Raw genomic sequence first — 25,307 nt, 5'->3', positions numbered from 1 at the left:
TATAATAACCACATTGCTAAAATATACATACAATCGTTACTTTAGATATAAGGAGTTAAAAATGATGGATAACATACAATCACCTTTTGAAACTGTTGGCGGAGAGCAAGTAATTAATGAACTTGTAGACGCATTTTACGATCGTGTAGGTCGCCATCCCAGTTTAGCTCCTATTTTCCCGAATGACCTGACGGAAACAGCAAGGAAGCAAAAGCAATTTCTTACCCAATACTTAGGAGGACCACCTCTTTATACAAGTGAGCATGGGCATCCAATGCTGCGTGCGCGCCATTTGCCTTTTGAAATTACTCCTACTCGTGCTAAAGCATGGCTTGCATGCATGGAAGAGGCAATGGATGAAGTGGGACTTGAGGGTTCATATCGAAAAGAATTTTTTCAGCGTTTAGTACTAACGGCTCAACATATGATCAATACCCCAGACAAACCTGAAGAAAAGGAAGATTCATGTGACCTGTAATGATAAGAAATTATTTTATTTACAAAACATTCAGCATACTACCAATAAACCAATAGAGATTTACTTCTTCATCGATCCTCTCTGCCCGGAGTGCTGGGCATTGGAACCGATGCTAAAGAAGTTATATGTGCAGTACGGACAGTACTTTACCATCAAGCATATTGTCACAGGCCAATTGACATCACTCAATCTTGCCAAAAAACATTATGCTGCTTCGATGGCACAAGTTTGGGAACGCACGGCAACCCGCTCCGGCATGTCCTGTGATGGGTCATTGTGGCTTGAGAATCCCATTGAATCGCCCTATGTTGCATCCATTGCAATCAAGGCCGCCGAGCTTCAAGGACGTAAGGCAGGAATCAAGTACCTGCGAAAGCTGCAAGAAGTACTGTTCTTAGAGAAGCAGAATATCTCAGAACTCCCTGTGTTAATGGAATGTGCGGAGTCGGTAGGACTCGACATGGAAGAGTTCACAAAGGATATGAACGGGGAATGTGCATCCAAGGCGTTGAATTGCGATTTCAAAATCACCAATGAGATGGACGTATCTGAGATCCCAACTCTTGTTTTCTTTAACGAAAATATTGAAGAAGAAGGTATCAAGGTTTCAGGCTATCATTCCTATGAGGTGTATGTGCACATTTTACAAGACATGCTCGGGGAACAGCCTTTTCCTAAGATGCTGCCACCATTGGAGGACTTCTTATCACAGTTTTCGTTTGTAGCAACAAAGGAGATTTCGGTAGTATATAACCTGCCGATTGTGGAAGTGGAACATGAGTTAAAGAAGCTTCAGCTGGCACAGCGAGTGGAGAAGGTTCCTGTGAAGCACGGAACGTTTTGGAGATATATTGCGAATTGACTTAGAAAGAAATTTAAACCGGAGAGGCAAACTCATGATGTTTGCTTCTCCGGTTTTTATATTTCAGAACAACTTCTTAAGCTATTAAGGCCTAAGTAGTTGTTTTTTCAATTTTATCGTATGGCCCGTTTCGTTTTTTGGGGCATACTTAATGCCGGCTGCGCCGTTCGACTAAGTTTTTTCCACATAGGAAAAGCCCTGGTCAACGGGACCAGGGCTAATCTATTGTCATTAAAGACAACAAAGGGGATGGGAGAAATTTTTCACGGTCAAACAAAGGGGTATATGTTTGTTTGTGAATCGTTTCACAGTTATAAATATATCAGATGATGTCGACTTTTGACAAGAGGTTAGACCTCTATTTCACAACTTTGTCACAAACGAATTTTTTTGTAATGGATTCTTCCCCTTTTACGTACATATAGCTAGTAGAGGTACAAGTCTACTTGAAAGGAGCAGCCTCTATGTCAAAAATCCCGTTCATCCTATGTATCCTGTTTATCCTGTTCAGCCTTTTCATTAATGTCCTTGGACTTATGAAGCTGTACCCAATCTATTTCACCTCTCCTATACTATTCTTTTCTATCTTCCTGCTTATCGTTCTCTTGAACAATCAGCGACGATTTAAAGGGTTCAAATAACCCTTTTCCCCATAAAGAAAAACCACCTCATTACAAGGTGGTCCCCCATTGGCATTATTAGGAAAGCAACTCTTCCATTTCTTTTAACTTCTCTTCAAATACCTTACAAGCTTCTTCAATCGGGTTGGATTGAGTCATGTCCACTCCAGCCTTTTTCAAGACTTCGATTGGATAGTCGGAGCTTCCCGCTTTCAAGAATTCAAGGTAACGGTCCACAGCAGGCTGTCCTTCTTCTAAGATCTGCTTGCTTAGTGCTGTTGCTGCACTGTAGCCTGTAGCGTATTGATATACATAATAATTGTAGTAGAAGTGAGGGATTCTCGCCCACTCTAATCCGATTTCCTCATCAATCGTGATGTTCTCACCGAAATATTTCTTGTTTAATTCATAGTATGTTTCTGTTAACAGGTCGGCAGTCAATGCTTCACCATTTTGAGCAAGTTCATGGATCTTGTGCTCAAATTCAGCAAACATCGTTTGACGGAATACTGTGCCGCGGAAACCTTCTAGATAGTGGTTTAACAAGTATAATCGCTTTTTGTCGTCATCCACTGTTTTTAACAGATAATCATTCAATAGTGCTTCGTTGCATGTAGATGCTACTTCTGCCACAAAGATGGAGTAGTTTCCATACGGATATGGCTGAGTTTTTCTTGTATAGTAGCTGTGCACGGAATGGCCGAACTCATGTGCAAGCGTGAACAAGTTATTCACATTGTCCTGCCAGTTCATTAAGATATAAGGGTTTGTACCATATGTTCCAGAAGAATAAGCACCGGAACGCTTGCCTTTGTTCTCTTGAACGTCTACCCATCTGTTGTCGAATCCTTCTTTTACAATATCCAAGTACTCCTGACCTAGTGGCGCAAGACCTTTAAGTAAGTAATCCTTTGCCTCCTCGTAAGAAACCTTCATGTTCGCTTCCTTGATCAGAGGAGTGTAAAGATCATACATATGCAACTCTTCTACACCAAGGACTTTTTTGCGAAGATCCACATAACGGTGTAAAAGGTGTAAGTTTTTATTGATCGTGTTCACCAAGTTATCGTATACAGTTTCCGGGATATTGTTGTTGCTTAATGCAGATTGACGTGCAGAATCATAGTTGCGGACCTTCGCTTGGAAGTTGTCCTTTTTCACCGCTCCACCTAATGTACTGGAGAATGTGTTTCGATATTTCCCATATGTTTCATACACTGCTTTAAAAGCATTCTTTCTTACTTCTTGATCTTCGCTTTCTAGGAAGCGGATGTATCGGCCATGCGTGATTTCGATTTCTTCCCCGTTTTCATCTTTTACAGACGGGAAGGTAATGTCGGCATTGTTCAGCATTCCAAAAGTGTTGGATGATGCAGATAACACTTCAGAAGCTTCAGCTAATAAAGCTTCCTCTTTCGCAGACAGCACATGCGGACGTTGGCGATTAATTTCATCTAAAGAGTGTTCGTATAGAGCAAGCTCTTTATTTTCTTGAAGGAACTTTGCAATGTCTTCTTCTTTCATGGTCAAAATTTCTGGTACCACAAAGGAAAGCGCGCTTGCCACTTGTGTATAAAGATTGGTTGCACGGTCATTCAACCCTTGGTAGAAGGAGTTGGTTGTATCTTGATCGTAGCGCATATGTGCATATGTATACAGCTTTCCTAATCGGCTTGAGATGGAATCTTGGTACTGCAATGCTTCAAACAACGCATCAGCAGATTCTGATAATTTCCCCTCATAATCCTTTATCTTGCCGATCATTCCCTTTACTTCTTGAAACTCTTTTTCCCATGCTTCATCACTTGAGAAAATATCCTCCAATCTCCATGTATCCTCCACAGAGATGTCTTTACGTTCTTGTAATTTCTTAACAGCAGTTTGTTCCGCCATCATTTAACCCCCTTTAAAAATAAAAAGTGCATCCTTTAAACTATTCGACACGTCTTTATTATTCCCTTTTTTGTTTTATTAATCTTAAGATTGTATGATATGCAACAAGTATTCCAATACGATGCGATCTTGTTTACATGCCTCTTCTATGGACGAAAAGGGCAGTTCATTTTTTATTTTTCGATAAACTACAGGGGTTTCCCGTTTTAATGCCCCGATGAAAACGAGGGCGTTAAGATATTCCACAATAGCATCCTCATAGGAACCGGCCTTAACAAGTGGCAGCTCTCTTATTGTTATTTGCGAATTTTTAATCCGACGTTTAAAGTTTTGCATGACGGTCGGCACATGAATAATGGAATGCAATGGTGTATGAAAGATAGAATCAAAATAGAGCCATGCTTGCCATTCAATGACAGGTGTATGCATTCTGTAGAAAGAAGGAACAGGAAGACCGATTTCTGCGGGAAACAACGAAAGAGGAATATTCATTTTAGCATAACAGTATTTTCTTAAATAATTGTGCGGCTTATAGAGTGAATAAACATATCTCCATTTCTTTTTATAGTGGAGAAAGTGCTCTCTCCAAGATGCTTTTGGTGGGGTGAAGTTTGGGTTGTCTATCCAAACCTTGCTTGTCAATGTTGAGATATAAGTGGTAGATGTGTTAAAAGAAAAAGATGGGTAGAGATAATAAAATTGAGTAGACTTTGGACAAAAACTGAGGATGTATGGTGAACTTCGTGGGGTATGTCTTTGGAGAAATTGCCATTGAAAAGGAGAAAACTTCATTTGTGATTGTATGTTTCCTAGTTTTTCTTTTCCGAGGATCCATATTGGCTTGATGTGTGAGCTTTCATACAGTTGCGTCCTCTTACTAAACTCTGATTTTGATATAGAAGAACATTGAAACTCAAACGCAAACTTTTGATTCTCTGCTTCCATGTAAACATCCGCTCTTTGATTTGTGCTCGGGATGTAATGTTCTAGTTTTGGGTTGGCATATGAGTGGAGGAGACTTTCGTAAAGCTTGGCCTTGCCTTCAAGATGGTAGGTGGTTTCTGATTCTGAGGAGGCATTGCAGGAGTCGTTCATGTGGGCAAAATGGACTTTTTTAACCTGGCCGTGTTTTAACTGGAGAGTGCGATGACAAGCTGGACAGAAAAACTGCTCTCCTTTTGTCAGGCGCTCAACTTCTTCTCGGGTCTTCCAATCCAGTAACGAAATAAAAGATCCGTCTTTTCTTTTTGCAACAAACATTCCAACACACCTTTCGATAAATATTTTTACACCTCTATACCATTCGCCACACTTAGACAATTTCCTTCAAAAGTCCACAAAAAAACCGGAAAGAATATCTCCGGTTTTTACAGTAGTGGGGAGGCTAACCTTGCTAACGATTCAAACACCTTCTGATAAAAAGGACGATTGGCAAATACCTCTTTCGCAATTGGTTTCGCATCGTGTAAATCTTGCTCGTAATCCTCAACAAGTGTTATCACACTTTCGGTATTATAAAGAAAAGCATTTACTTCAAAATTTAAATGGAAACTCCTCATGTCCATGTTTGCAGTTCCGATGGAAGCAACCTGTTCATCAACAACCACCACTTTACTGTGCAGGAAGCCTTTCTCGTATTGAAAAATCTTTACACCTGCATCCATCATTTCAGGAAAATAGGACCTAGAAGCATAGTAAACGATTCGTTTATCTGGACGTTTCGGCACCAATAAGCGGACATCAAGGCCACTTAGCGCTGCCACCTTCAGTGCCGTGAAAATATCATCATCAGGAACAAAATATGGCGAGGCAATCCAGATGGATTTACGGGCAGAAGTGATCATGGAAAAGTATAGACTCTTTATGACCTCCCATTCCTGATCTGGTCCTCCTGCAATCATTTGGACTCCGCCATATTTTTTCCCGTCTTCATTCGCTAAGGCTGGGGTCAAATAGCTCGGGGTAAGCAGAGATTCGTCTGTTGCATAATACCAGTCCTGCAGAAATATTAACTGAAGCGTCCTAACTGCTTCTCCTCTAACATAGAGGTGGGTATCCCTCCAAAAACCAAAATACTCATCACGTCCCAGATACTCATCCCCTATATTCAGCCCGCCAACAAAGCCTACATCCCCATCAACCACAATAATCTTACGGTGATTACGGAAGTTAATCTTGTTATTAAATACAGGTACCCTAACAGGTGAGAAAGAGACGATTTCCACTCCTGCCGCACGGAGTTCCTTTATGTATTTACTGCCCAATTGAAAGCTTCCCACGGCATCAAACAGAAATCGTACCTGTACACCGCTTTTAGCTTTTTCAATCAATAGATCTTTGATTTGAGTACCTATTTCATCATCTCTTACAATATAGTATTCAAAATGAATATGGTGTTTTGCTTTGCTGATTTCCTCAAGAATCCTGGTGAATGTTTGATTTCCGTTAGTCAACACTACCGTTTCCGTATCAAAGGAGATAGGACTCCTTCCGATATTCTGAGAAAGTTGAAAAATCCCTTTCTTACTTTCATCCAATAGGCGCATGTCTTCTTCCGTATACTCTGGGGTTCCTTCCACTTCTTCCAGTACTTCCTTATCCAGAAGGGCTTTCCTTTGAAAAAGCCTACGCTTCCTGACATTCCGGCCAAATATCAAATAAAAGAAAAATCCAAGTACGGGAAAACTTCCTAAGACGACCAACCAGGTGAGCGTTCTGGTCGGGTGTCTATTTTCAAGAGAAATTAAAAATGCTATAAAGACGACAGATATAGTAAAAAAAATAGAAATGGATCCTAGCAACCAGCCTTCCCAAAGGCCTTGGGTTGCAAATAAAACAGCACCGATTACTAATATAAATACAATAACCCGAATGGTATTTTTCAACAGACTCACTTCTCCTCTATCCTAAACGCACACGCAAAATCTTACTTTATGTATAATCATAATATTTCAATTGGAAAAAACCGATTTCAACATTGTGAAATCGGCTTTACATTATTTAAGAGGAAAATGCTTCGTCATTTCCTTCATTGCATCGTCCTTGGCAACTTCCGAACCATATTCTTGAAGACGGTGAATGGAGATGGCTGATTCTTCCCCATACTCGAGTAACACGCTTAGTACATTGTCAATCTCTTCATCTGTATAATGCTCACTTGAAAAATCAACATATAAATAGTAGCTTTTCTCGTAAAAGTACAGATGGTTGCTTAAATTTTCTAAGTGCTGCAATCGGTGACTCGCAGAAATAATATACTCGAGATCTCTAAACCGGACCATAAATTGCAGAAGGTCTTTCTCCTCATCCAGTTTTTCGTCTTTTGTTTCATCTGTTTTCGTTGAAGAATTAAAGTGCTGATCAAGAAGCGCTTCTATTCGTTCATCCACTGGAATGTCAATTCGCTTGTCCTCTGACACAGGTACCTCGAAGTTCTTGCCATCTTTAGATAACTGAGCACGGGTGACGATGACCTCCAATCCCTTATCAAGGGCCTGAACTTGTATCCATAGCGGGCCTTCCACCATGAAATCTTCTTCATCATGGGCTTCATCCATCATTTCCCAGAATAGTTCTTCACTACGCTCGCGGTTATACCAGATTTCTTCGCGGTCAAACCCACGTTCCTCTATATCACCATATGAAATATAAAACTTTACCGTATGATCATTAATACGTTCTATTTCCATTCTTAACAACTCCCTTCTGATTCGGTAAATGATAAGCGTGCTCTCTTGCAAACAAATCTCAAACGAGAAATGCCAGTCTCTTATTGTCCGCTTCTCATTTTCCTCCGTCTTTCCTTGGAAGGGACCCTCCACAAATTTCTTATACCTTATTGTTACAATTTATCCATTTAGCATAGCGAGTAAACCTAAAATCTATGCAAAGATGAGCAAATGCGGTTTGGTTCCGGTCCATTTAAGCAAAACATAGATTGTTCTACATCCCCGTTTAGAGATGAGTAGTGACCTCAAGTACCTAGCCTTCAAAGCTAGACCATGACCGCAGCATATAAAAAGAACATTGTACTATCAAGAGTGATACTTGTACTTTTATTTTATGATAAAAAAAGGAAGAATGGAAACAAAAATGCTCACATTTTCAAAAATCGTTAAAATGCCTATCCTACCTTTTTAAAAACACCCAGACTTGCTCTTGCAACTATTTTTTCAGGCATAATCTCACTTCTTGACCACTATATTTATAGAGGACTGGGACAAGAAGGGGCGATAAAGTGGAGCTGGAACTGATAACTTCCATACTAATCATCATTGGCATCGATATTGTGCTCGGTGGAGATAATGCCATTGTGATAGCACTGGCATGTCGCAATCTTCCAGAGCGGCATCGTAACAAAGCAATCATAATCGGTACACTTCTGGCAATTGTATGCAGAATTTTACTCACCATCTGTGCCGTCTATCTCTTGGCTATTCCGTTCCTTCAGTTTATCGGAGGGGTATTATTGGTTTACATAGCAGCACATTTAATCCTCGAACAAGGAAACGAAACAATTGTTGAGGGCAAGCACTCCCTTGGTGCTGCTATTAAAACAATTGTGATTGCCGATATCGTTATGGGAATAGACAATGTTATGGCTGTAGCAGGTGCTGCACATGGTAATTTTTATTTGGTGATCATTGGCCTGGTATTTTCCATACCAATAATTATATGGGGGAGTAAAATTATATTAGTGGCAATGGAGAAATATCCTATAATTATCTATTTTGGAGCAAGCATATTGTGCTATACGGCCGGAAAGATGATTATTTTTGAACCTAGGGTCGCTGTTATGCTTCCTGCCGGTGAGTGGCAGGCGTATTTTCCATATGTGCTAATACTAGGTATGTTGGTTTTTACAGGACTGTATAAAAGACAGTTACAAAAGATCTGATGAAAAGGTTGTTGCTTTTACGCTTATTGATTTCCGTTCCAGGTGCTCGCTTTCCGCGGGACGATGCTTGAGCCTCCTCGGCTTCGCCTGTGGGGTCTCAACCAACCGTTACTCCCCCGCTGGAGTCTCACACCTTGCACTTCAATCAATAAGGAGAATATAGGGATAAAAAAACTTCTACATGCGATGAGGCATGTAGAAGTTTTGTTGTTTATTAGCTGTTAACTAATCGTTGTGCTTCTCTTAATTGGAAGGTTCTTACTTTTCTTGGTAAGAATCGACGAATCTCATCTTCGTTGTACCCTACTTGTAGTCGTTTTTCGTCTATGATGATAGGTCTTCTTAATAGACCAGGGTGTTCTTTAATAACGGAATATAATTCTTGAAGTGGCATTGCTTCCACATTTATATTCAGTTTTTGGAAGATTTTAGATCTAGTTGAGATGATCTCATCTGTTCCGTCTTCCGTCATTCGTAAAATCTCTTTGATCTCATCGATTGATAAGGACTCAGAGAAAATATTTCTTTCTGTATATGGAATGTTATGTTCTTCTAACCAATTTTTTGCTTTACGACAAGAAGTACAACTTGGAGATGTATATAGGGTTACCATGAACTTTCCTCTCCTTTTTATCTAGTATTATTCGAAAGAACATGCTGAACGTTTCTAATTGTGAATCGCTCTCAATTTGAAATTACTCTAAAGAAGTAATCTCTATTGTTTATTATACACGATTTCCGACTGAAAAGGTATAGTATTTTAAAAGTCGGACAAGTTGTCACAGCATGTTCAAATTTTCTTTTTACATTAACGCCCTTTAGATTTCCGTTCCAGGTGTTCGCTTTCCTAGGGGCGGTGCTTGAGCCTCCTCGGCTTCGCCTGTGGGGTCTCAAGCTACCGCTATCTCCCTCAGGAGTCTCACACCTTGCACTACAATCTAAAGGGGAAATCTTATAATCAGTTTAAATAATTTTACTTACTACTTGGCTTACATCTATTCAGACGTTTGGTTGTGCTTGAAGGTTTCATATAAATGAAATTAGTTCTCATTATTTTTTTATATGTTCACAAAGTAGTAACAATTTTATTGTTTCAATAGCCCTTTGATAGTTAGGATTTGTAAGGGTTTGTAATACATGTTAGTTTTATAATTAGACAAGATAAGTATGAGGTGATATATGTTGAAAAAATATTGGCTGCTTCCTGCCATGTTCGTACTCTTAATTTCAACTGCTTGCAGTCAAAAAGAGATTACAAGCCAGAATACAGAGTCCAATAAAATTCCTGTTACGATCGCTGAAGTTACGGAAAAAAACATCAGCAATACGATCGAATTGGTCGGACTGGCTGTACCGGAAACACAAGTACCACTCCTAACTACCTCCCCCCTTACCGTTGAATCTGTTCATGTGAAAATTGGAGATATAGTAAAAAAGGGCGATTTAATTGTTTCATTGGATTCTGAAGCTGCAACCGAACAAGTTACTCAAGCTCAGAGTGCAGTAACAGAGCTAGAAAATGCCCTTTCAAAAATGAAAGAAATGCAAGAGGCAGCTGAAAGTCAGGCCTCTATTTCTGCTATACCCAAGTTGCAGGAAGAATTAAACCAAAGTTTAGAAAAATCTCAGGCTCTTTTGGATGGCGTTGACACAGGAGCTGTTACTTCGCTTGATTTGGTTCAAAGCACAGTGGATGTGATGGTCAAACAGGCACAACTTGCGACTGCTGCCAGCCAAGTCCAACAAATGCCCACCTTCAACACCATGGAAGTGGAAGCTCAACTAAATCAGGCTAGACAAGGTCTGAAGCAAGCACAGCAAATGGCAGATGCCACTTCGATTACAAGCCCGATTGATGGAATAGTTTCTGAATTAAATGTAGTCAACGATGGCATTGCTTCTCCTAATGTTCCAATTGGAACGATTATACAGTTAGACAATATAGCAGCAACCTTCCAAGTAAATAGTTATCAAGTAAGTAAATTAAAAGCTGGGCAAGATGCGACCATTTCCTTTGAGGGATTGGCAGATTCGTTTGAATCCAAAATTGAGACAGTCTCTCCAACAGTCAACCAGCAGACAAATATGTTTTCCGTCACCATTCCAGTCAGCAATACAGAATTAGCGATCAAAGGCGGAATGAGAGCTACTGCATTTGTAGCGGTTGATAACCTTGAAGCTCAAACTGTCGTACCTATGGACGCCATTTTATATGAAGAGGAAAATCCATATGTATATGTCATTGAAGAGAATAAAGCGGTAAGACAAGATGTTCAAACCGGATTCCGTGACAATGAATTTATGCAGATTATTGAAGGAGTTTCTAAAGGCCAGAAAGTAGCCGTAAACGGAAAAGAAAGATTAAAAGACGGTGCAGAAATAACTGAACAAAGTGAGTGAACCTATTAGATGAAAATTGCGAAGCTTTCTGTATTACGTCCCATTGCGATGTCAATGGTGATTATACTTATGTTAATACTTGGCGCCGTCAGCATGCGCGGTATGCCGGTGGACTTGTTTCCTGAATTAACTTTTCCGATTGTAGCGGTAACCACCACCTATGAGGGCGCTGGTCCTGAAGAAATAGAGAACTTGATATCTTCCCCACTTGAGGATGCAATGAGCACGTTGCCGAATGTGGAATCAGTTACCTCCATTTCTCGAACAGGAGGCTCGCTTGTTCTCGTGTCCTTCACCTGGGGGACGAATATGGATTTCGCCTCCTTGGATATGAGGGAGCGGATTGATTCCGTTCGAGATTTTCTTCCTTCAGGTGCCAATTTGCCAAGGGTTCTCCGCTTCAATCCAAGTGATCTTCCAATTGTACAGCTTGCCATTACAGACCCATCAGGGGAGATGACCAAAGCAAAGCAGTTGGCTGAACAAGATATTGAACCCCAATTAAGCAGTGTGGATGGAATTGCGTCCATTTCAGTTGAAGGCGGAGCAGAAAACGAAGTACGGATAACGTTGGATCCAAACGCTCTATCTTCCTTTGAGGTATCAATTGATCAATTACAACAAGTTATCGCTGCCGAAAACTTAAACCTGCCTGGTGGTTCTCTGACCGATCAAAATCAAAACCTGCCCATAAGAATTACCGGAGAATATGCCTCCATTTATGACATACAAACGCTTCCGATTCCTACTCCCAAAGGTGTCATTCAGCTTGACCAGCTCGGTGAAGTAAAAGAAACCCTTCAACCGACTACCCAACTAAGTTACCTGAATGGAGAACCAGCTGTCGGGATGTCTATTTTAAAACAGTCCGGAAGCAACACAGTGACTGTGGCAAATGATATTGAAAAGAAGCTAGAGGAAATAAGAAGCAACTTGCCAGAAGGCGTCGAAATAAAACCGATATTTGACCAAAGTCAATTTATCGAACAATCCATTCGCGCCGTGACCACCAACATGATTGCTGGTAGTTTGTTGGCTGCACTGGTCCTGTTCTTCTTTTTACGAAACATCCGCAGTACACTTATCATTTTATTTTCTATCCCTGTTTCCATTGTAGCTACCTTTATCTTTATGTACTTCAGCGGACAAACGTTAAACCTGCTGACATTAGGGGGACTTGCGCTAGGAATCGGGATGATGGTCGATAACGCCATTGTCATTTTGGAAAATATCTATCGTTTACGACAAAAAGGTTATTCCATGAAAGATGCGGCAATTGAAGGAACAAGCGAAGTCGGCCCTGCCATCATTGCTTCCACTTTAACGACCGTAATTGTTTTCTTACCTATCGTATTTGTGGACGGTTTGGCTGCACAATTATTTAAGCCACTAGCCCTTGTCGTTTCATTCTCATTGCTAGCTTCTTTGTTCACAGCATTGATTATTGTTCCATTATTCTCGTCTCTACTATTAAAAGTAAATACAAACACATCTCGTTTCGAAGAGAGGTTTACGGGATTCACCAATTGGTATCGTTCTATTTTGGAAAAAGTATTGAGAAATCCGAAAAAGACCGTAACCTCCATTGTCATTTTGTTTTTAATTTCGTTAATTGGTATCCCTTTTATCGGAAAAGAATTCTTGCCTCAGCAGGATCAAAGTTTCATTTCCATGACTGTACGCTTACCTGACGGGAGCTCACTTGATGCTACATATGATGTGATGGAAGAAATTGATTCGAGGTTGTCTGATATTAATGAAATCGACCTGGCATTTGTGACAGTCGGGGGAACAGACAACTTTTCTGTTTCAGCTGGTACCCAGACAAACCGGGCAAACTACAGCATTCTTTTGACACCAGTTACAGAACGGAGCCGCTCCGATAAACTTGTTGGAGACGAAATCAGGCAAAAGCTTGAGAATATCCCTGGAGCAGAAATCTCTCTTTCTTCCGGAGACTCCGGCTTTTCTCAAAATCCTGTATCCTTAAGCATTACAGGACCTGACTTGACCACGCTGAAATCAATGGCGGATGAGACAGTCGATCTTCTTTCTGAAATAGATGGGATCAGGGAGCCTTCTTCTAACTATACAGAAGGAAATCCAGAGATTGTCGTAGATATTGACAGAGTCAAAGCAAGCCAGTTTGGAATTGGCAGTGCACAGATCGCTTCTGCCGTTTCTAATGCCACAAAAGGACTTGTCGCATCAAGAATGGCTCGTGACGGGGCTGAACTTGATATCCGATTAACCATTGAAGATACGTATACCGCTTCTATTCAAGATCTGGAGAAGTTGCTGATCAATACCCCTACTGGTGAAAACATTCCTCTCCAAGCAGTCGCAACTGTTGAGAGAGGACAAGGACCAAGCCAGATTACACGGACGAATAGAAACCGAGAAATTACGGTTAATGCCGATATTGTGAACCGCGATCTTGGCAGCGTCATTGATGATGTCGAACAAACATTGAAAGAAAACATCTACATTCCAAACAATCAATATAAAATAACGATTGGCGGACAGGATGAACAGATGAATGACGCCTTTTTCAAACTAGGTGGTGCCTTGGCTCTTGCTGTTGTACTTGTCTATATGGTCATGGCTGGACAGTTTGAATCTTACTTCTATCCATTTATCATTATGTTCAGTGTGCCGCTGACGATTATCGGAATCATTACCGGCCTCCTCGTCACCGGCCAACCACTTGGTGTTGGATCACTCGTAGGGATGCTGATTCTCACCGGGATAGTCGTCAATAACGCCATCGTGTTTGTCGACTATGTAAATATGATGAAACGCGATGGCAAAACAACTTGGGAAGCTATCCTTATAGCAGGACCAACTCGTCTACGACCAATCTTCATGACCGCCCTTACCACCATTCTTGGTTTGATTCCGTTAACTCTGGGCTTTGGAGAAGGGATGGAAATTCAGCAGCCGATGGCAATTGTTATCGTATTCGGATTAAGTTTTGCAACCATTATTACACTGATTTTAATACCGGTTGTTTACTATCTATTTGATGAATTTAAGGAAAAAAGAAAGCTTAAAAAGTTAGAAAAGCTGGATGCCTAAATAATTTGCGGGAGGATGATTAACATGCTAAAAAAATGGATTTTGGTTACAATGCTGCTTGTTTCAAGTTTTCTTATCTATCCTCCCGCAACTGCTGAATCTCCTGGTGAAATTACCTATATCGCCATTGGAGATTCATTAACCGCAGGTCTTGGATCGTCTGAAGAAAACTATTTACGCATTCACGGCTTTGTTCCGCAATTCACAAAGTATTTACGTGAGAAAAACAATGTCACGGTGGAGAACTATGGGATTCCCGGCCTTTCCTCCACAGGCTTATTGGCATTGTTGAATGCTGATGAGGCCTTGCAAAACCGTCTAAAGACAGCCGGAGTCATCTCTGTTTCCATCGGGGGCAATGACTTCTTACAAACCATCCGCTCTGTACCAGAGGGGGAGGATGAGACAGCACTCAACCTGCGAATGGAAATTCTGAAAAGAACCTATCAGGAAACTTACAAATTGCTGCGTGAACTAAATCCAGATGCTACTATCATCCTTTTAGGACTATATAATCCTTACCCAGAAGGTCATGAACTGACGGACCTTGGCGCTAAATATGCCCCATTGTTTAATGGTTTTATTGAGGAGTATGGAGATGAATCCAACACACTGGTTATTGACCCGTATGAAGCGTTCGATGGGAAAGCATTGGAGTGGACGCACATCGCAAAAGAAGACATCCATCCGAATGATAGAGGGTACACGGAGATTACCCAGCTGATGAAAAAAGCATACGAAAACAGCCAAGAGTAAATAAAACTCCACCCTAAACTAGTAGCTTCTTGCCTCTAGTTTAGGGTGGAGTTTGTTTTTCTCTTATATTCATCTCAATACAATATTTTGCACCACTTATTCCAAGCTGGATTCGATTTCCTTGACCATTTCCGAAACGGATATAAGTCCTCCACCTGACAAGTACCAGTAGTTAGGATCAAGATACACAATGTTCCCTTCTTTACTCGCATTTATCTGCTTGATAATATCGTTATCTAATAATGCTTTGGCACTTGACTCTCCTTCCACGGCAGCCCCTCTGTCAATGACAAATAAGTAATCCGGGTTCTTTTCAAGAATGTATTCAAAAGAAACATTCTGACCATGCGTTGAAACTTCTATCCCATTATCCACAGGTGTTAATCCGAACTCATCATGAATGATACCAAAACGGGAACCAGGACCATAAGCACTTATATTCCCTTCATTTGCAAGAATAATTAATGCGTTCTTACCGGAGTCATTTGCTTTGGATTTTAATGCTTTAATGGATTCTTCCACCTGAGCCAATTCATCTTTAACCTCGGACTCTTTACTGAAAATCTCTCCAAGTAATGTCATATTTTCTTTGTAAGATGGGAGGTAGTTATTTGTGTCTACTCCCATGAAGATAGTTGGAGCTATTTTGGACAACTCCTCATATGCTTCCGCTTGTCTGCCGGAAATGATGATTAACTCTGGGTCAAGCGAATGTATTTTCTCAAAATCCGGCTCCTTCAAACTTCCTACATTCTCATATTTTGCATCTTCATATTTTGATAAGTAAGGAGGTATGTTGGCTTGAGGAACTCCTAAAACATTCACTCCCAATTTGTCCAGGGAATCTAATATTCCAAAGTCGAATACAATGACGTTTTCAGGAGATTTCGTAATATCTGTTTTTCCTAATTGATGTTCAATAGTCATCGTATCTGTATTCCCGGTAGTTTTCGCTTCTGCTGAAGCAGTTTCGGTTCCACTTGTTGCATTATTATTTGTACCGCACGCGGCAGCAACTAACGATAATAAGAAAGCTAAAAATAATATGAATAGATTTTTCTTCATTTCCTTCACCTCATGAAATTTTTGGATAACGCTAAAATTGATGTTTCTATTCTCTATTGAACTCCCTTTTGTTTTCTCTCCACATAAGGGTGGCGCCAGTTCTTGAGAAGTCCATCAAGGAATAGCATTCCTGTAAGTTAGCATCGTCTTCTCCTCCTTAAGAAAAATAAATACATATATTTTTTCCATCTATTTCTTTCACTTTTATATCAATATCATAGATATCCTTTAAAACCTCTTCTTTAATGATATCCTCTGTCCTACCTTGCTTTACTAATTTTCCATTCTTCAGCGCCACAATATAGTCGGAATACACTGATGCGAAGTTAATATCATGGATAACGATAATAACGGTCTTACCTGTCTCATCAACAAGCTTTCTCAGTACTTTCATTATTTGAACCGAATGTTTCATATCAAGATTATTTAACGGCTCGTCCAACAGAATATACTCTGTGTTCTGCGCAATAACCATGGCAATGAATGCTCTCTGCTTTTGCCCTCCACTTAACTGGTCCAGAAACTTATGCTGCATTTCCTCCAGTTGCATGTAAGCAAGTGCTGCATCTACCTCTCTCCAATCTTCTGCAGACAGATTACCCTGTGAATGAGGGAATCTTCCAAAACTGACAAGCTCCCTAATAGTTAAGCGAATCGGCATATGATTGGACTGTTTCAAAATGGATAACTTTTTCGCTAAGATGTTGCTTTTTTGTTTGACAATATTGTTTCCATCTATATAAACTTCGCCGGAATCCATTTCTATTAATCTGCTCATCATGGACAACAAGGTGCTTTTGCCTGCACCATTAGGACCTATAAAGGAAGTGATGCTCCCCTTCTTCACTATAGTGCTTACCTGATCCACCACTTTTTTGTTTCCATAGCTTTTCGTAAGGTTCTTTACTTCGACCATGATTTACTCTCCTTTAATAACAGATAAATAAAATAGACACCGCCGGTAAAATTAATGATTACACTTAGGGTAGTAGAGAATGTGAATACTCGTTCTACAATCAGCTGCCCCCCCACAAGCGCCACAATGCTAATCAGAATAGAGGCAGTTAATAGGTATGTATGACGGTAAGTTTTCATAAATTGATAGGCAATATTTGCAACAAGCAAACCTAAAAATGTTATCGGACCAACCAAGGCAGTCGCGATGGAAACAAGTATGGCAATAATAATCAAAAATCTTTGAACAATGAAGTTGTAAGGTACTCCAAGATTAATAGCCTGTTCCCTTCCAAGCGCCAGTACATCTAAATATTTCAAATAACGAGAAACATAAACCCCGATGCCGATTAAAAGAATAATTGAAACAACCAAAAGCTCCGTGTTGACGTTATTGAAGCTTGCAAACATCCTATCCTGGATAAGCATGAATTCATTCGGATCAATTAGTACCTGCATAAACGTAGATAGACTGCCAAACAGCGTTCCAAATACTATCCCAACCAGAAGCAGGAAATAAATATTTCGCCCTTCTCCTTTAAATAGGAATTTGTAAAGGAGTATGGCAAACAGTACCATGCATGATACCGAAAGGAGGAAATTCACTTCCTTGTTAACTGCTATAAAACTTGTAGAACCAAAGGCGAAAATAATAAATGTCTGGACAAGCATATAAAGAGAATCCAATCCGATAATGCTAGGCGTCAATATTCTATTACTAGTAATCGTTTGAAAAATCACGGTAGAGAAAGCAATGGAACCGCCAGTAAGTATGATAGCAAGTACTTTCGTTGCCCTCCTTGGTAGTGCATAGTCCCAACTTGAACCAAGATCATAAAATAAGAAAAGAGAAACAGAGATTACTAGTAAACCTATTAATAGATAAATCTTATGTTTTAGCTTCATATATACTTCTCCTAAACAAAAGATAAAGAAATAACGCACTACCTATTACGCCGACAGTCAGACCAATTGGTATTTCGTAAGGATAAATGATAATTCTACCGAGAATATCGCATGCAAGGACAAAAATTGCTCCAATCATCGCAGTGTATGGCAGATTCTCTTTCAGATGATCTCCCCGAAAAATACTCACAATATTTGGCACAATCAGGCCAAGAAATGGTATCATGCCTACTGTCAGGATGACGATAGATGTCACAGCTGCCACTATGACAAGTCCAATGTTTACTACCTGTTTATACGGCAGTCCTAGATTAATCGAGAAGTCTTCTCCCATACCTGCAACGGTAAATCTGTTTGCATAAAGATATGTAATGATAAGCAATGGAATACTTATGTAAAGCAGCTCGTATCTTCCTTTAATAATTAGCGAGAAATTCCCCTGCAACCAAGACGACATATTTTGAATAAGGTCATATTTATAAGCAAAAAATGTGGTGATGGACCCTATAATACTTCCAAACATCAGCCCCACTAGCGGGATGAAAATGAGATCCTTGAATTTAATCCTGTCTAAAATCTTCATGAAAATGAACGTCCCTGCCAAAGCAAAGAAAAAGGCAATGGAAGCTTTAAGTAACATTCCGGCAGAAGAAAAAAGCAAGAGGGATACTAACACTCCGAGTCTTGCAGAGTCCATTGTTCCAGCAGTAGTTGGTGAGACAAATTTATTCCTAGTCAGCTGCTGCATAATCAGGCCACAAACACTCATTCCAATACCAGCGATAATAATGCTTAGCAGTCTCGGGATTCTACTAAGCAAGAGAACCTGGAGTTGCTGTTCACTTATTCCCTGCCACAATTTCCAAGGTTGTATTTCCGTTACCCCAACAAATAAAGAGATAAAAGATAATGTAATTAGCAAGATGAATAGATACCTTTTCTTCATTATGTTTTCCTTCCTTACACTGTATTTGAAATAGATAATCATTCTCAATAGCGGTTAAAAAAAATAAGCCAAACAGTATTTTCCCTATAATTTATCTTTTGTAAAAATACTTGTTTAAACAACTAATAACCCTGAGCCTATTACTTGCTTAAACAAACATTTTTTATTTAAGATTTGCTCTAATTTGATCCAGCATTCTAAGGCATTTTGTCACATCTTCAGGATCTATCCCTTTCGTTGCGTCTTGAATCGTTTGATTTGCAATGGTCTTAAGCTTCTCCTCCGACTCTTTTGCCTGTTCTGTAAGATTAATAATATTAATCCTCGCATCAGAAGGGTGTTGTGACCTTGTTACCAATCCCCTATTTACCATGTTCACTATTAAACGCGAAACGCTTGGTTGATCTTTCTCATTTAGTTCTGCAATTTGATTTTGCGTTAGCCCGTCCCTCTCATACAATCTACTCAGTATTTGCCATTGTTCATAGGTGACTGGAAATTCGTTCTCTTTAAAATATTTGTTAATGCGATTATTCATTAGTCTTGATGCATGGAAAAGTTTATAACCTATTGAATCATCTAATTTGTAGTTACTGTCAGGTTTCATCTTTTCAACTCCTCTCAGCGATTTTATTTTAACGAAAAATACTTGTTTATGCAAGTATTTTCTTGTTAAAAAACCACTACCCGTGGGTAATGGTTCTATTTCTCGTCATATGAACTAACGTTTTTTTACAATTTAGATAAAATATCCTCATTATCATCGTCTTCATCATAGGTAAGTACTTTGTCTACTTTATCATAAGATTCACCGTACAGTTCTTTATCTTTATATGTATGAATTTGCTCGTATGTAGCCTTCATTCCCTCGTAGATCGCCTCTTCACCTGCATCTGTCGGTGACCAGTAAAGGATCTCCATCGCATTCACTTCATTTGTGGCAAGAGAACGACGTCTATAGCCTATGGATGTCGCATGTTCAAACCCTTCTCTTTTATAAAAGCGAAGTCGTTTTTCTGTATCAGTGTCTTCGTAATCCACTGGCTCTACTTCTAAAATAATCGGCTTGCCTTTTTCCTTCATTTTGTCTAGCAACTTATGTCCCAGTCCCATCCCTCTTGCATCTTTTGAAACAAACAAGTAGTCGATGAAAATGAAGTTATCAAGCTCCACATACATTAATACATGATGCTCTCCTTCATCCTTGTGATAAATGTCCCCTCTTTCTTTTAAAAGAAGCTCCATATGCTCCCTTGATTTCATCTCTTCTACTGGAAAATACTGATTTAATTTCTCATACCAATTCATTCTGTAATAAACTCCCCTTTCTTTATATCTCTATGTACACCTTAAGTATAACAAACTTGAACAGACCTCAGTGTTAATATACCCTCTTCCCTTTCTATTAAACATACCATACAATAGGAGTATGATTGTTTTTTGTATACGATTACATAAGACAAAGGGGATGTGTGGTTTTGATTGAATATTTCATTGACTTTACTATCGTAGCAATACTGGTAATCGGAATTACCGCCGTTATGGGCGTACTAACAAACGGTATCGGAGAAAAGCTTTTTGGCGGAAAGAAAGGCTCTGAAAGCTTCGATAAGTCTGCAAGTGTGCAGGCTGGTTGGAAGAGTGTTGGTGGGAAAAAGAAATAACTGATAAAAGCCGATTGTCCTTTCTTAATTAGGAGGGCAGTCGGCTTTTTAACTTTTAAAGCATACTTTTAATTTCTATAGGACGAGTTTTTATAAGCACTTAAATACAAGGCTTTTTTGCAAGGATCTTTTCTGGTTTCTGTTTCTTTACAATGTGATGATTCTTCTCTAAATTCTTCAATATCTGCCGTTGGTGTAATAAACAATGATGCTGTGTTGATAGAAATGGTTCCTGCTGATATTAATGGGGTAATTGATCTCAACACTATGGAAACAGATTCACCCGGGAACAATCTTGCTCTCACCGCTACCTCTAAATTGGTATTAGCAGCAAATCCTGCTACCGATGCTGCAGGAAAAGATTGAGAAGATGTAGAATCTGGTATTACCCTTCCTGTGCTTGTTACAAGCTCGAATATCAATGTGTTGGCAACTCCAGTAAGAGTCGTTACTGTAGAACTTACAATATATGAAAGGTCGTAAATACCACCTGTTGTTGTTTGAAGTCCTGAAGATATTCCATTTCTTAAAAATTCAATTCCTGGAGTAGTTAATGCATCATCAAGTGATATTAATATGGGAAAAGTTGTGGTAGTTGTCGTTAAAGGTTGAAACGACAATTCCTTTGCAGCCATTCCAGACCCAAGTCCTGCTCTTTCCAAGTCATCGCAAGAAAAGCATTGATTGTTAAATTTATTCTTTCTTTTGGACATTTTGTTCTCCCCTCTCCTATTTACTCCTATATAATGAAATACTCCCAAACTTGGATATGGACAAACGCGGAGAAAAATAAAAAAACCTCATTAAAATATTACTTTTAATGAGGTTTTTCGAAGCGACAAAGAACAATATCTAATTTTGTATTAAGTCTTAATCATTCAAAGGTGTAAAGTCTAGTCCTTCTGTATAGTTGTTACCTGCATTCCATATTAAGTATTCATCAATTCCATTTTCGTTTAGAGCAAGGATTTGATCTTCCACTTCTTTCGGTCCATATGGAATATAATTGCCCGCCCCAAGCCAAGTTGCTGTGAAGTCCTGAATCCAAGGTCTTGATACTGGCCTATTTTCCAACTCGTCTAGCTTGGCATTTTCAAGCTTAGAATACTCAGCAATCAGTTTATATGGTTCTGTATCCGGTTTTGCAATCCCAAAATAAGCTGTCCAGTGGCTTGGATAAATCATAGATGAAATAACATCCACGTGCTCTGAAATGCGACTGAAGTTCTGTCCGATTCCTGGTGCTTCTGGCAACGTTGCTGTATAACCAAAGATATCCACAGACACCTGAACATTGTAAGGTTCTAATCTCTCACGAGCATACTCTACAAAATCCGTCACTGCTTCCACTCGTTTTTGGACATTGTCCATATCTAAATCCTTATATTCCCCATAAGTGTATTCAAGACTTGTGTCTCTCTTTTCAAATCCTTCAGGGAAACGCACATAATCGAACTGTATTTCCTGAAAGCCCATTTTAGCCGCTTCAATCGCAATATCAATATTGTAGTCCCACACTTCTTTTAGGAAAGGACTAACAAATGCTTCTTCACGTCCGTTCACCCATACTTTACCATTTTCCTGAAAAGATAAATCCGGGCGCTTCTTTGCTAGCACAGTATCCTTGAAAACTACGATTCTACCGATAGGGTATACTTCATTTTCTTCCAAGGTTTTCATCATTTGTTTGGGGTCCTTGATATAAGGCTGCGCAATGTCCATGAATGGGGAGTTTTCCTCCTCCGGTATGTAAGTCAGGTATCCATGATCATCTTTAATATCAATAACCATTGCGTTAAGATCTGTTTTGTTCAGTAGATCCAGTAAGCGTGGAAATCTTTCTCCGCCTGCGGAATGTCCCGTTACATAGATTCCTCTAACTGCATCAGGGTAAGTGAAGGTATATCCAGAGTCAAACGCAAATCTCGCAATCGATACTGGTAACTCGCGAGTTTGCATTTCCACCTTTTTTGTTGCATGTTGTGCAGCTTGAAGTACTTCTTCTCCTTCTGCTTGTACGAACGTTCCACCTAATACGAAAATTCCGACTGCAGCCACAAGACCACCAATCATTTTTTTCATCATTTCATTTCAAAATCCCTTCTCTTATATGCTATCTCTATTATACTGGAAAATCGTTGTTTTTTTACCTTTTTCAACAATTTCCTTCAAAATAATTCGAGAGTACTAGAGTGGTGGAGTTGTCAGATTTCATCCAGGCTTCTTTGTTACCATTTTGGGTTTTGCGGAGGGGGTTTGGGTGGAGAGACGGCTTCTCTCTTACCGTTTTGGCTTTTGTGGAGGAGTTTCGGGCGGAGAGACTGGCTCTCTCTTACCGTTTTCGCTTTTGCGAAGTGCTTTCGGGCGGAGAGACTGGCTCTCTCTTACCGTTTTCGCTTTTGCGGAGTGCTTTCGGTCATAGAGAAGCGTTCTATTAGACATTTCCACTTCTTTTCCCCGTGCTTCGGGCGTATAGAGCCCTTCTATTAGACATTTCCTCCTCTTTTCCCCGAGCTTCGGGCGTATAGAGCCGTTCTATTAGACATCTCCTCCTCTTTTCCCCGAGCTTCGGGCGTATAGAGCCGTTCTATTAGACATTTCCTCCTCTTTTCCATGAGCTTCAGGCGTATAGAACCGTTCTATTAGACAATTCCCCTTCATTTCACAGAACTTCGGTCATTTAGAACCGCCACCCCCGCCCAAGCCCAACAAAAAAACCGACCCCCACAATAGAGGAATCGGTTTTCTAGAAAAATTTATTTCCCTGCATACTCAGCTTGATACTTCTTGTACTCTGCTTCTGAACACAAGACAAAGTGTCCTGGTCGTACTTCACGCAACTCTAACTCCTCATCCTTGGCATAGCCATGGGACGCTGGGTCGTAAGCAAAACGTTTACGGGTGCGCTCGGAATCCGGATCCGGTTGAGGAATCGCGGATAGCAAGGATTTTGTGTACGGGTGAATCGGATTGTTATACAAATCATCACTATTTGCAAGTTCTACGATTTTACCGAAATACATTACTCCGATACGGTCGGAGATGTATTTCACCATGGAAAGGTCATGGGCAATGAATAAATACGTTAGACCTTTTTCCTTTTGAAGCTTTTTCATCAAGTTGACAACCTGTGCCTGTATGGAAACGTCCAATGCTGAAATCGGCTCATCGGCAATGATGAAATCCGGTTCCACTGCTAGTGCACGAGCAATACCGATACGTTGACGCTGTCCACCACTGAATTCGTGTGGATAGCGGTTGGCGTGCTCTTTATTTAAACCAACCGTTTCTAGTAGTTCATGCACTCGAGCTAGACGCTCTTTCTTCGACTTAGCCAAACCGTGAATATCGATGCCTTCTGCGATACAATCAGCAACCGTCATTCGAGGGTTCAAGGATGCAGATGGATCTTGGAAGATCATTTGCATCTTACGGTTGAATTTCAACAAGTCTTTCTTAGACTTTTTGCCGTGGACGTTTTCCCCTTCATAGAGTACTTCTCCGTCTGTTGCATCATAAAGGCGGATGATGGTACGGCCTGTCGTAGACTTCCCACATCCGGACTCTCCAACAAGTCCTAGTGTTTCACCGCGAAAGATATCAAAGTTCAAGCCATCTACAGCCTTGACCATATTCGGCTTTCCTTCGTTAAAATACTGCTTCAGGTTGCGAATTTCCACTAATTTTTCATTAGTTGCCATTGTTTCCACCGTCCTTTACCAAAACAGGCTTTTCGAAGTTTTGTGGCATGTGACGTCGACGCTTTTGAACAGCAAGTGGTGGTTCTACCGCTGGTGCATCTTCATGTAACAACCACGTTTTCGCAAAGTGCGTTTTGGAAACTTGGAACATTGGCGGCTCCATTTCCAAATCAATTTGCATAGCGAATTCGTTACGAGGAGCAAATGCATCTCCTTTTGGTGGATCAGACAAATCAGGTGGTGAACCTGGAATCGCATAAAGCTCATCTTCATCACCTAGGTCTAAATCAGGCATGGAGCTTAATAACCCCCATGTGTAAGGGTGGCGTGGATCGTAGAAAATCTCGTCCACCGTTCCCGTTTCAATGATTTGGCCACCATACATAACAGCTACACGGTCTGCAACATTTGCTACAACACCAAGATCATGTGTAATAAAAATGATGGATGTATCTATTTTCTTCTGAAGGTCTTTCATCAAATCAAGAATCTGTGCTTGGATGGTTACGTCCAGTGCAGTAGTCGGTTCATCCGCAATTAACACTTTAGGGTTACAAGCAAGTGAGATTGCGATAACAACCCTTTGTCTCATCCCACCAGAGAATTGGTGAGGATATTGCTTAAAGCGTTCTTCTGGCATTGGAATTCCTACAAGACGAAGCAAGTCGATTGCTTTTTCTGCAGCGGCGCTTTTGCTCAGTTTCTGATGTTTAATGATTCCTTCCATAATCTGTTTACCAACAGTCATTGTCGGATTTAGAGAAGTCATTGGATCCTGGAAAATCATTGCGATTTCTTTTCCGCGGATGTTCTGCATTTCTTTTTCAGAAAGCTTTGCTAAGTCTTTTCCGTCAAATAAGATTTCACCGTGTTTAATATTGGAATTATGTTTAGGTAATAAACGCATAACGGTTTTTGTAGTTACGGATTTTCCGGACCCGGATTCCCCCACAATCGCCAACGTTTCACCTTTTTTTAAATCAAAATCAACTCCACGGATAGCCTTGACTTCTCCTCCGAATGTATCAAAAGAAACATGTAAGTTTTTCACTTCAAGAATTTTTTCCATTGTCATTCACCTGCCTTT

General features: G+C 40.1%; 23 protein-coding genes. 8 read left to right on the top strand and 15 right to left on the bottom strand.

Annotated features, from left to right (window positions below; translation table 11 throughout):
* Positions 1-61: 61 nt before the first annotated feature.
* The 3 genes from K7887_RS06930 (at position 62) to K7887_RS06920 (ending at position 1,981) form a co-directional block, all read left to right on the top strand.
* The gene (locus tag K7887_RS06930; protein ID WP_223492813.1) at positions 62-478 is read left to right on the top strand and encodes a globin domain-containing protein; all 417 of its coding nucleotides are present in this window, start codon (positions 62-64) and stop codon (positions 476-478) included.
* Entirely contained in the window at positions 468-1,340 is an 873-nt protein-coding gene (locus K7887_RS06925; RefSeq protein WP_223492812.1) for a ClpXP adapter SpxH family protein, read from the top strand. Before K7887_RS06930 ends, K7887_RS06925 begins: the two co-directional genes overlap by 11 nt.
* Positions 1,341-1,804: 464 nt before the next feature.
* Entirely contained in the window at positions 1,805-1,981 is a 177-nt protein-coding gene (locus K7887_RS06920; RefSeq protein ID WP_223492811.1) for a hypothetical protein, read from the top strand.
* A gap of 57 nt (positions 1,982-2,038) precedes the next feature.
* Here K7887_RS06920 and pepF read toward each other — a convergent pair whose 3' ends face one another.
* From pepF to mecA, 4 genes are all read right to left on the bottom strand, one after another.
* Positions 2,039-3,853 carry an oligoendopeptidase F gene (gene pepF, locus K7887_RS06915; RefSeq protein ID WP_223493600.1) on the bottom strand — a complete coding sequence of 605 codons (1,815 nt, stop codon included), beginning with the start codon at positions 3,851-3,853 and terminating at the stop codon, positions 2,039-2,041.
* Between the two features lie 84 nt (positions 3,854-3,937).
* Entirely contained in the window at positions 3,938-5,113 is a 1,176-nt protein-coding gene (locus tag K7887_RS06910; protein WP_223492810.1) for a competence protein CoiA, read from the bottom strand.
* A 107-nt stretch (positions 5,114-5,220) separates the two neighbouring features.
* Positions 5,221-6,738: a cardiolipin synthase gene (cls, locus tag K7887_RS06905; RefSeq protein ID WP_223492809.1), complete on the bottom strand. Its 1,518-nt coding sequence runs from the start codon at positions 6,736-6,738 to the stop codon at positions 5,221-5,223.
* Positions 6,739-6,849: 111 nt separating this feature from the next.
* Positions 6,850-7,542, bottom strand: coding sequence for an adaptor protein MecA (gene mecA / locus K7887_RS06900; protein ID WP_223492808.1), 693 nt, complete (start codon positions 7,540-7,542; stop codon positions 6,850-6,852).
* 548 nt (positions 7,543-8,090) lie between these two features.
* Between mecA and K7887_RS06895 the strand changes: the two genes are divergently transcribed.
* Positions 8,091-8,750, top strand: a complete 660-nt coding sequence (locus tag K7887_RS06895) for a TerC family protein (protein WP_223492807.1) — start codon at positions 8,091-8,093, stop codon at positions 8,748-8,750.
* Between the two features lie 214 nt (positions 8,751-8,964).
* Here the strand turns inward: K7887_RS06895 and spxA are convergent, their stop codons facing one another.
* Positions 8,965-9,363, bottom strand: coding sequence for a transcriptional regulator SpxA (spxA, locus tag K7887_RS06890; protein ID WP_010191975.1), 399 nt, complete (start codon positions 9,361-9,363; stop codon positions 8,965-8,967).
* A gap of 566 nt (positions 9,364-9,929) precedes the next feature.
* On the opposite strand from spxA, the gene K7887_RS06885 reads away from it, so the two are divergent.
* The 3 genes from K7887_RS06885 to K7887_RS06875 are packed head-to-tail and all read left to right on the top strand — an operon-like array spanning position 9,930 to position 14,984.
* On the top strand, positions 9,930-11,150 hold the full coding sequence (locus tag K7887_RS06885) for an efflux RND transporter periplasmic adaptor subunit (protein WP_223492806.1): 1,221 nt from the start codon (positions 9,930-9,932) through the stop codon (positions 11,148-11,150).
* A 9-nt stretch (positions 11,151-11,159) separates the two neighbouring features.
* A complete protein-coding gene (locus K7887_RS06880) occupies positions 11,160-14,228 on the top strand; it encodes an efflux RND transporter permease subunit (protein WP_223492805.1) in 3,069 nt (1,022 codons plus the stop codon).
* Between the two features lie 24 nt (positions 14,229-14,252).
* Entirely contained in the window at positions 14,253-14,984 is a 732-nt protein-coding gene (locus tag K7887_RS06875) for an SGNH/GDSL hydrolase family protein (RefSeq protein WP_223492804.1), read from the top strand.
* Positions 14,985-15,080: 96 nt separating this feature from the next.
* Here the strand turns inward: K7887_RS06875 and K7887_RS06870 are convergent, their stop codons facing one another.
* From K7887_RS06870 to K7887_RS06845, 6 genes are all read right to left on the bottom strand, one after another.
* On the bottom strand, positions 15,081-16,049 hold the full coding sequence (locus K7887_RS06870) for a siderophore ABC transporter substrate-binding protein (RefSeq protein ID WP_223492803.1): 969 nt from the start codon (positions 16,047-16,049) through the stop codon (positions 15,081-15,083).
* A 157-nt stretch (positions 16,050-16,206) separates the two neighbouring features.
* On the bottom strand, positions 16,207-16,965 hold the full coding sequence (locus K7887_RS06865; protein WP_223492802.1) for an iron ABC transporter ATP-binding protein: 759 nt from the start codon (positions 16,963-16,965) through the stop codon (positions 16,207-16,209).
* Entirely contained in the window at positions 16,953-17,909 is a 957-nt protein-coding gene (locus tag K7887_RS06860) for an iron chelate uptake ABC transporter family permease subunit (RefSeq protein WP_223492801.1), read from the bottom strand. Before K7887_RS06860 ends, K7887_RS06865 begins: the two co-directional genes overlap by 13 nt.
* A complete protein-coding gene (locus K7887_RS06855) occupies positions 17,893-18,855 on the bottom strand; it encodes an ABC transporter permease (protein WP_223492800.1) in 963 nt (320 codons plus the stop codon). The genes K7887_RS06860 and K7887_RS06855 overlap by 17 nt, the downstream gene beginning before the upstream one ends.
* Before the next feature lie 163 nt (positions 18,856-19,018).
* The gene (locus K7887_RS06850) at positions 19,019-19,462 is read right to left on the bottom strand and encodes a MarR family winged helix-turn-helix transcriptional regulator (RefSeq protein ID WP_223492799.1); all 444 of its coding nucleotides are present in this window, start codon (positions 19,460-19,462) and stop codon (positions 19,019-19,021) included.
* 125 nt (positions 19,463-19,587) lie between these two features.
* On the bottom strand, positions 19,588-20,163 hold the full coding sequence (locus K7887_RS06845; protein WP_223492798.1) for a GNAT family N-acetyltransferase: 576 nt from the start codon (positions 20,161-20,163) through the stop codon (positions 19,588-19,590).
* Between the two features lie 170 nt (positions 20,164-20,333).
* On the opposite strand from K7887_RS06845, the gene K7887_RS06840 reads away from it, so the two are divergent.
* Positions 20,334-20,519, top strand: a complete 186-nt coding sequence (locus tag K7887_RS06840; RefSeq protein WP_223492797.1) for a hypothetical protein — start codon at positions 20,334-20,336, stop codon at positions 20,517-20,519.
* A gap of 68 nt (positions 20,520-20,587) precedes the next feature.
* On the opposite strand, the gene K7887_RS06835 is transcribed toward K7887_RS06840, so the two are convergent.
* The 4 genes from K7887_RS06835 to K7887_RS06820 form a co-directional block, all read right to left on the bottom strand.
* On the bottom strand, positions 20,588-21,232 hold the full coding sequence (locus K7887_RS06835; RefSeq protein ID WP_223492796.1) for a hypothetical protein: 645 nt from the start codon (positions 21,230-21,232) through the stop codon (positions 20,588-20,590).
* Positions 21,233-21,389: 157 nt separating this feature from the next.
* Positions 21,390-22,604, bottom strand: a complete 1,215-nt coding sequence (locus tag K7887_RS06830; RefSeq protein ID WP_223492795.1) for a putative glycoside hydrolase — start codon at positions 22,602-22,604, stop codon at positions 21,390-21,392.
* A 671-nt stretch (positions 22,605-23,275) separates the two neighbouring features.
* Positions 23,276-24,220 (bottom strand): ABC transporter ATP-binding protein, encoded by a 945-nt coding sequence (locus K7887_RS06825; protein ID WP_223492794.1) that lies wholly within the window; start codon positions 24,218-24,220, stop codon positions 23,276-23,278.
* Positions 24,210-25,289 carry an ABC transporter ATP-binding protein gene (locus tag K7887_RS06820; protein WP_317849240.1) on the bottom strand — a complete coding sequence of 360 codons (1,080 nt, stop codon included), beginning with the start codon at positions 25,287-25,289 and terminating at the stop codon, positions 24,210-24,212. The genes K7887_RS06825 and K7887_RS06820 overlap by 11 nt, the downstream gene beginning before the upstream one ends.
* Between the last annotated feature and the right edge of the window lie 18 nt (positions 25,290-25,307).

Origin of the sequence: Sutcliffiella horikoshii (assembly GCF_019931755.1) — a bacterium.
Lineage (GTDB): Bacteria > Bacillota > Bacilli > Bacillales > Bacillaceae_I > Sutcliffiella_A > Sutcliffiella_A horikoshii_E.
Note: the sequence above shows the minus strand (reverse complement) of the source record. Positions and strands in the feature narration are given on the sequence as shown.

Coding starts and splice junctions, on each gene's coding strand:
- K7887_RS06855 (WP_223492800.1), bottom strand. CDS start 18,855: ATGAAGAAAAGGTATCTATTCATCTTGCTAATTACATTATCTTTTATC.
- K7887_RS06825 (WP_223492794.1), bottom strand. CDS start 24,220: ATGGCAACTAATGAAAAATTAGTGGAAATTCGCAACCTGAAGCAGTAT.
- K7887_RS06830 (WP_223492795.1), bottom strand. CDS start 22,604: ATGATGAAAAAAATGATTGGTGGTCTTGTGGCTGCAGTCGGAATTTTC.
- pepF (WP_223493600.1), bottom strand. CDS start 3,853: ATGGCGGAACAAACTGCTGTTAAGAAATTACAAGAACGTAAAGACATC.
- K7887_RS06880 (WP_223492805.1), top strand. CDS start 11,160: ATGAAAATTGCGAAGCTTTCTGTATTACGTCCCATTGCGATGTCAATG.
- K7887_RS06930 (WP_223492813.1), top strand. CDS start 62: ATGATGGATAACATACAATCACCTTTTGAAACTGTTGGCGGAGAGCAA.
- K7887_RS06820 (WP_317849240.1), bottom strand. CDS start 25,289: ATGGAAAAAATTCTTGAAGTGAAAAACTTACATGTTTCTTTTGATACA.
- K7887_RS06920 (WP_223492811.1), top strand. CDS start 1,805: ATGTCAAAAATCCCGTTCATCCTATGTATCCTGTTTATCCTGTTCAGC.
- spxA (WP_010191975.1), bottom strand. CDS start 9,363: ATGGTAACCCTATATACATCTCCAAGTTGTACTTCTTGTCGTAAAGCA.
- K7887_RS06850 (WP_223492799.1), bottom strand. CDS start 19,462: ATGAAACCTGACAGTAACTACAAATTAGATGATTCAATAGGTTATAAA.
- K7887_RS06835 (WP_223492796.1), bottom strand. CDS start 21,232: ATGTCCAAAAGAAAGAATAAATTTAACAATCAATGCTTTTCTTGCGAT.
- K7887_RS06875 (WP_223492804.1), top strand. CDS start 14,253: ATGCTAAAAAAATGGATTTTGGTTACAATGCTGCTTGTTTCAAGTTTT.
- K7887_RS06865 (WP_223492802.1), bottom strand. CDS start 16,965: ATGGTCGAAGTAAAGAACCTTACGAAAAGCTATGGAAACAAAAAAGTG.
- K7887_RS06885 (WP_223492806.1), top strand. CDS start 9,930: ATGTTGAAAAAATATTGGCTGCTTCCTGCCATGTTCGTACTCTTAATT.
- K7887_RS06860 (WP_223492801.1), bottom strand. CDS start 17,909: ATGAAGCTAAAACATAAGATTTATCTATTAATAGGTTTACTAGTAATC.
- K7887_RS06870 (WP_223492803.1), bottom strand. CDS start 16,049: ATGAAGAAAAATCTATTCATATTATTTTTAGCTTTCTTATTATCGTTA.
- K7887_RS06910 (WP_223492810.1), bottom strand. CDS start 5,113: ATGTTTGTTGCAAAAAGAAAAGACGGATCTTTTATTTCGTTACTGGAT.
- mecA (WP_223492808.1), bottom strand. CDS start 7,542: ATGGAAATAGAACGTATTAATGATCATACGGTAAAGTTTTATATTTCA.
- K7887_RS06845 (WP_223492798.1), bottom strand. CDS start 20,163: ATGAATTGGTATGAGAAATTAAATCAGTATTTTCCAGTAGAAGAGATG.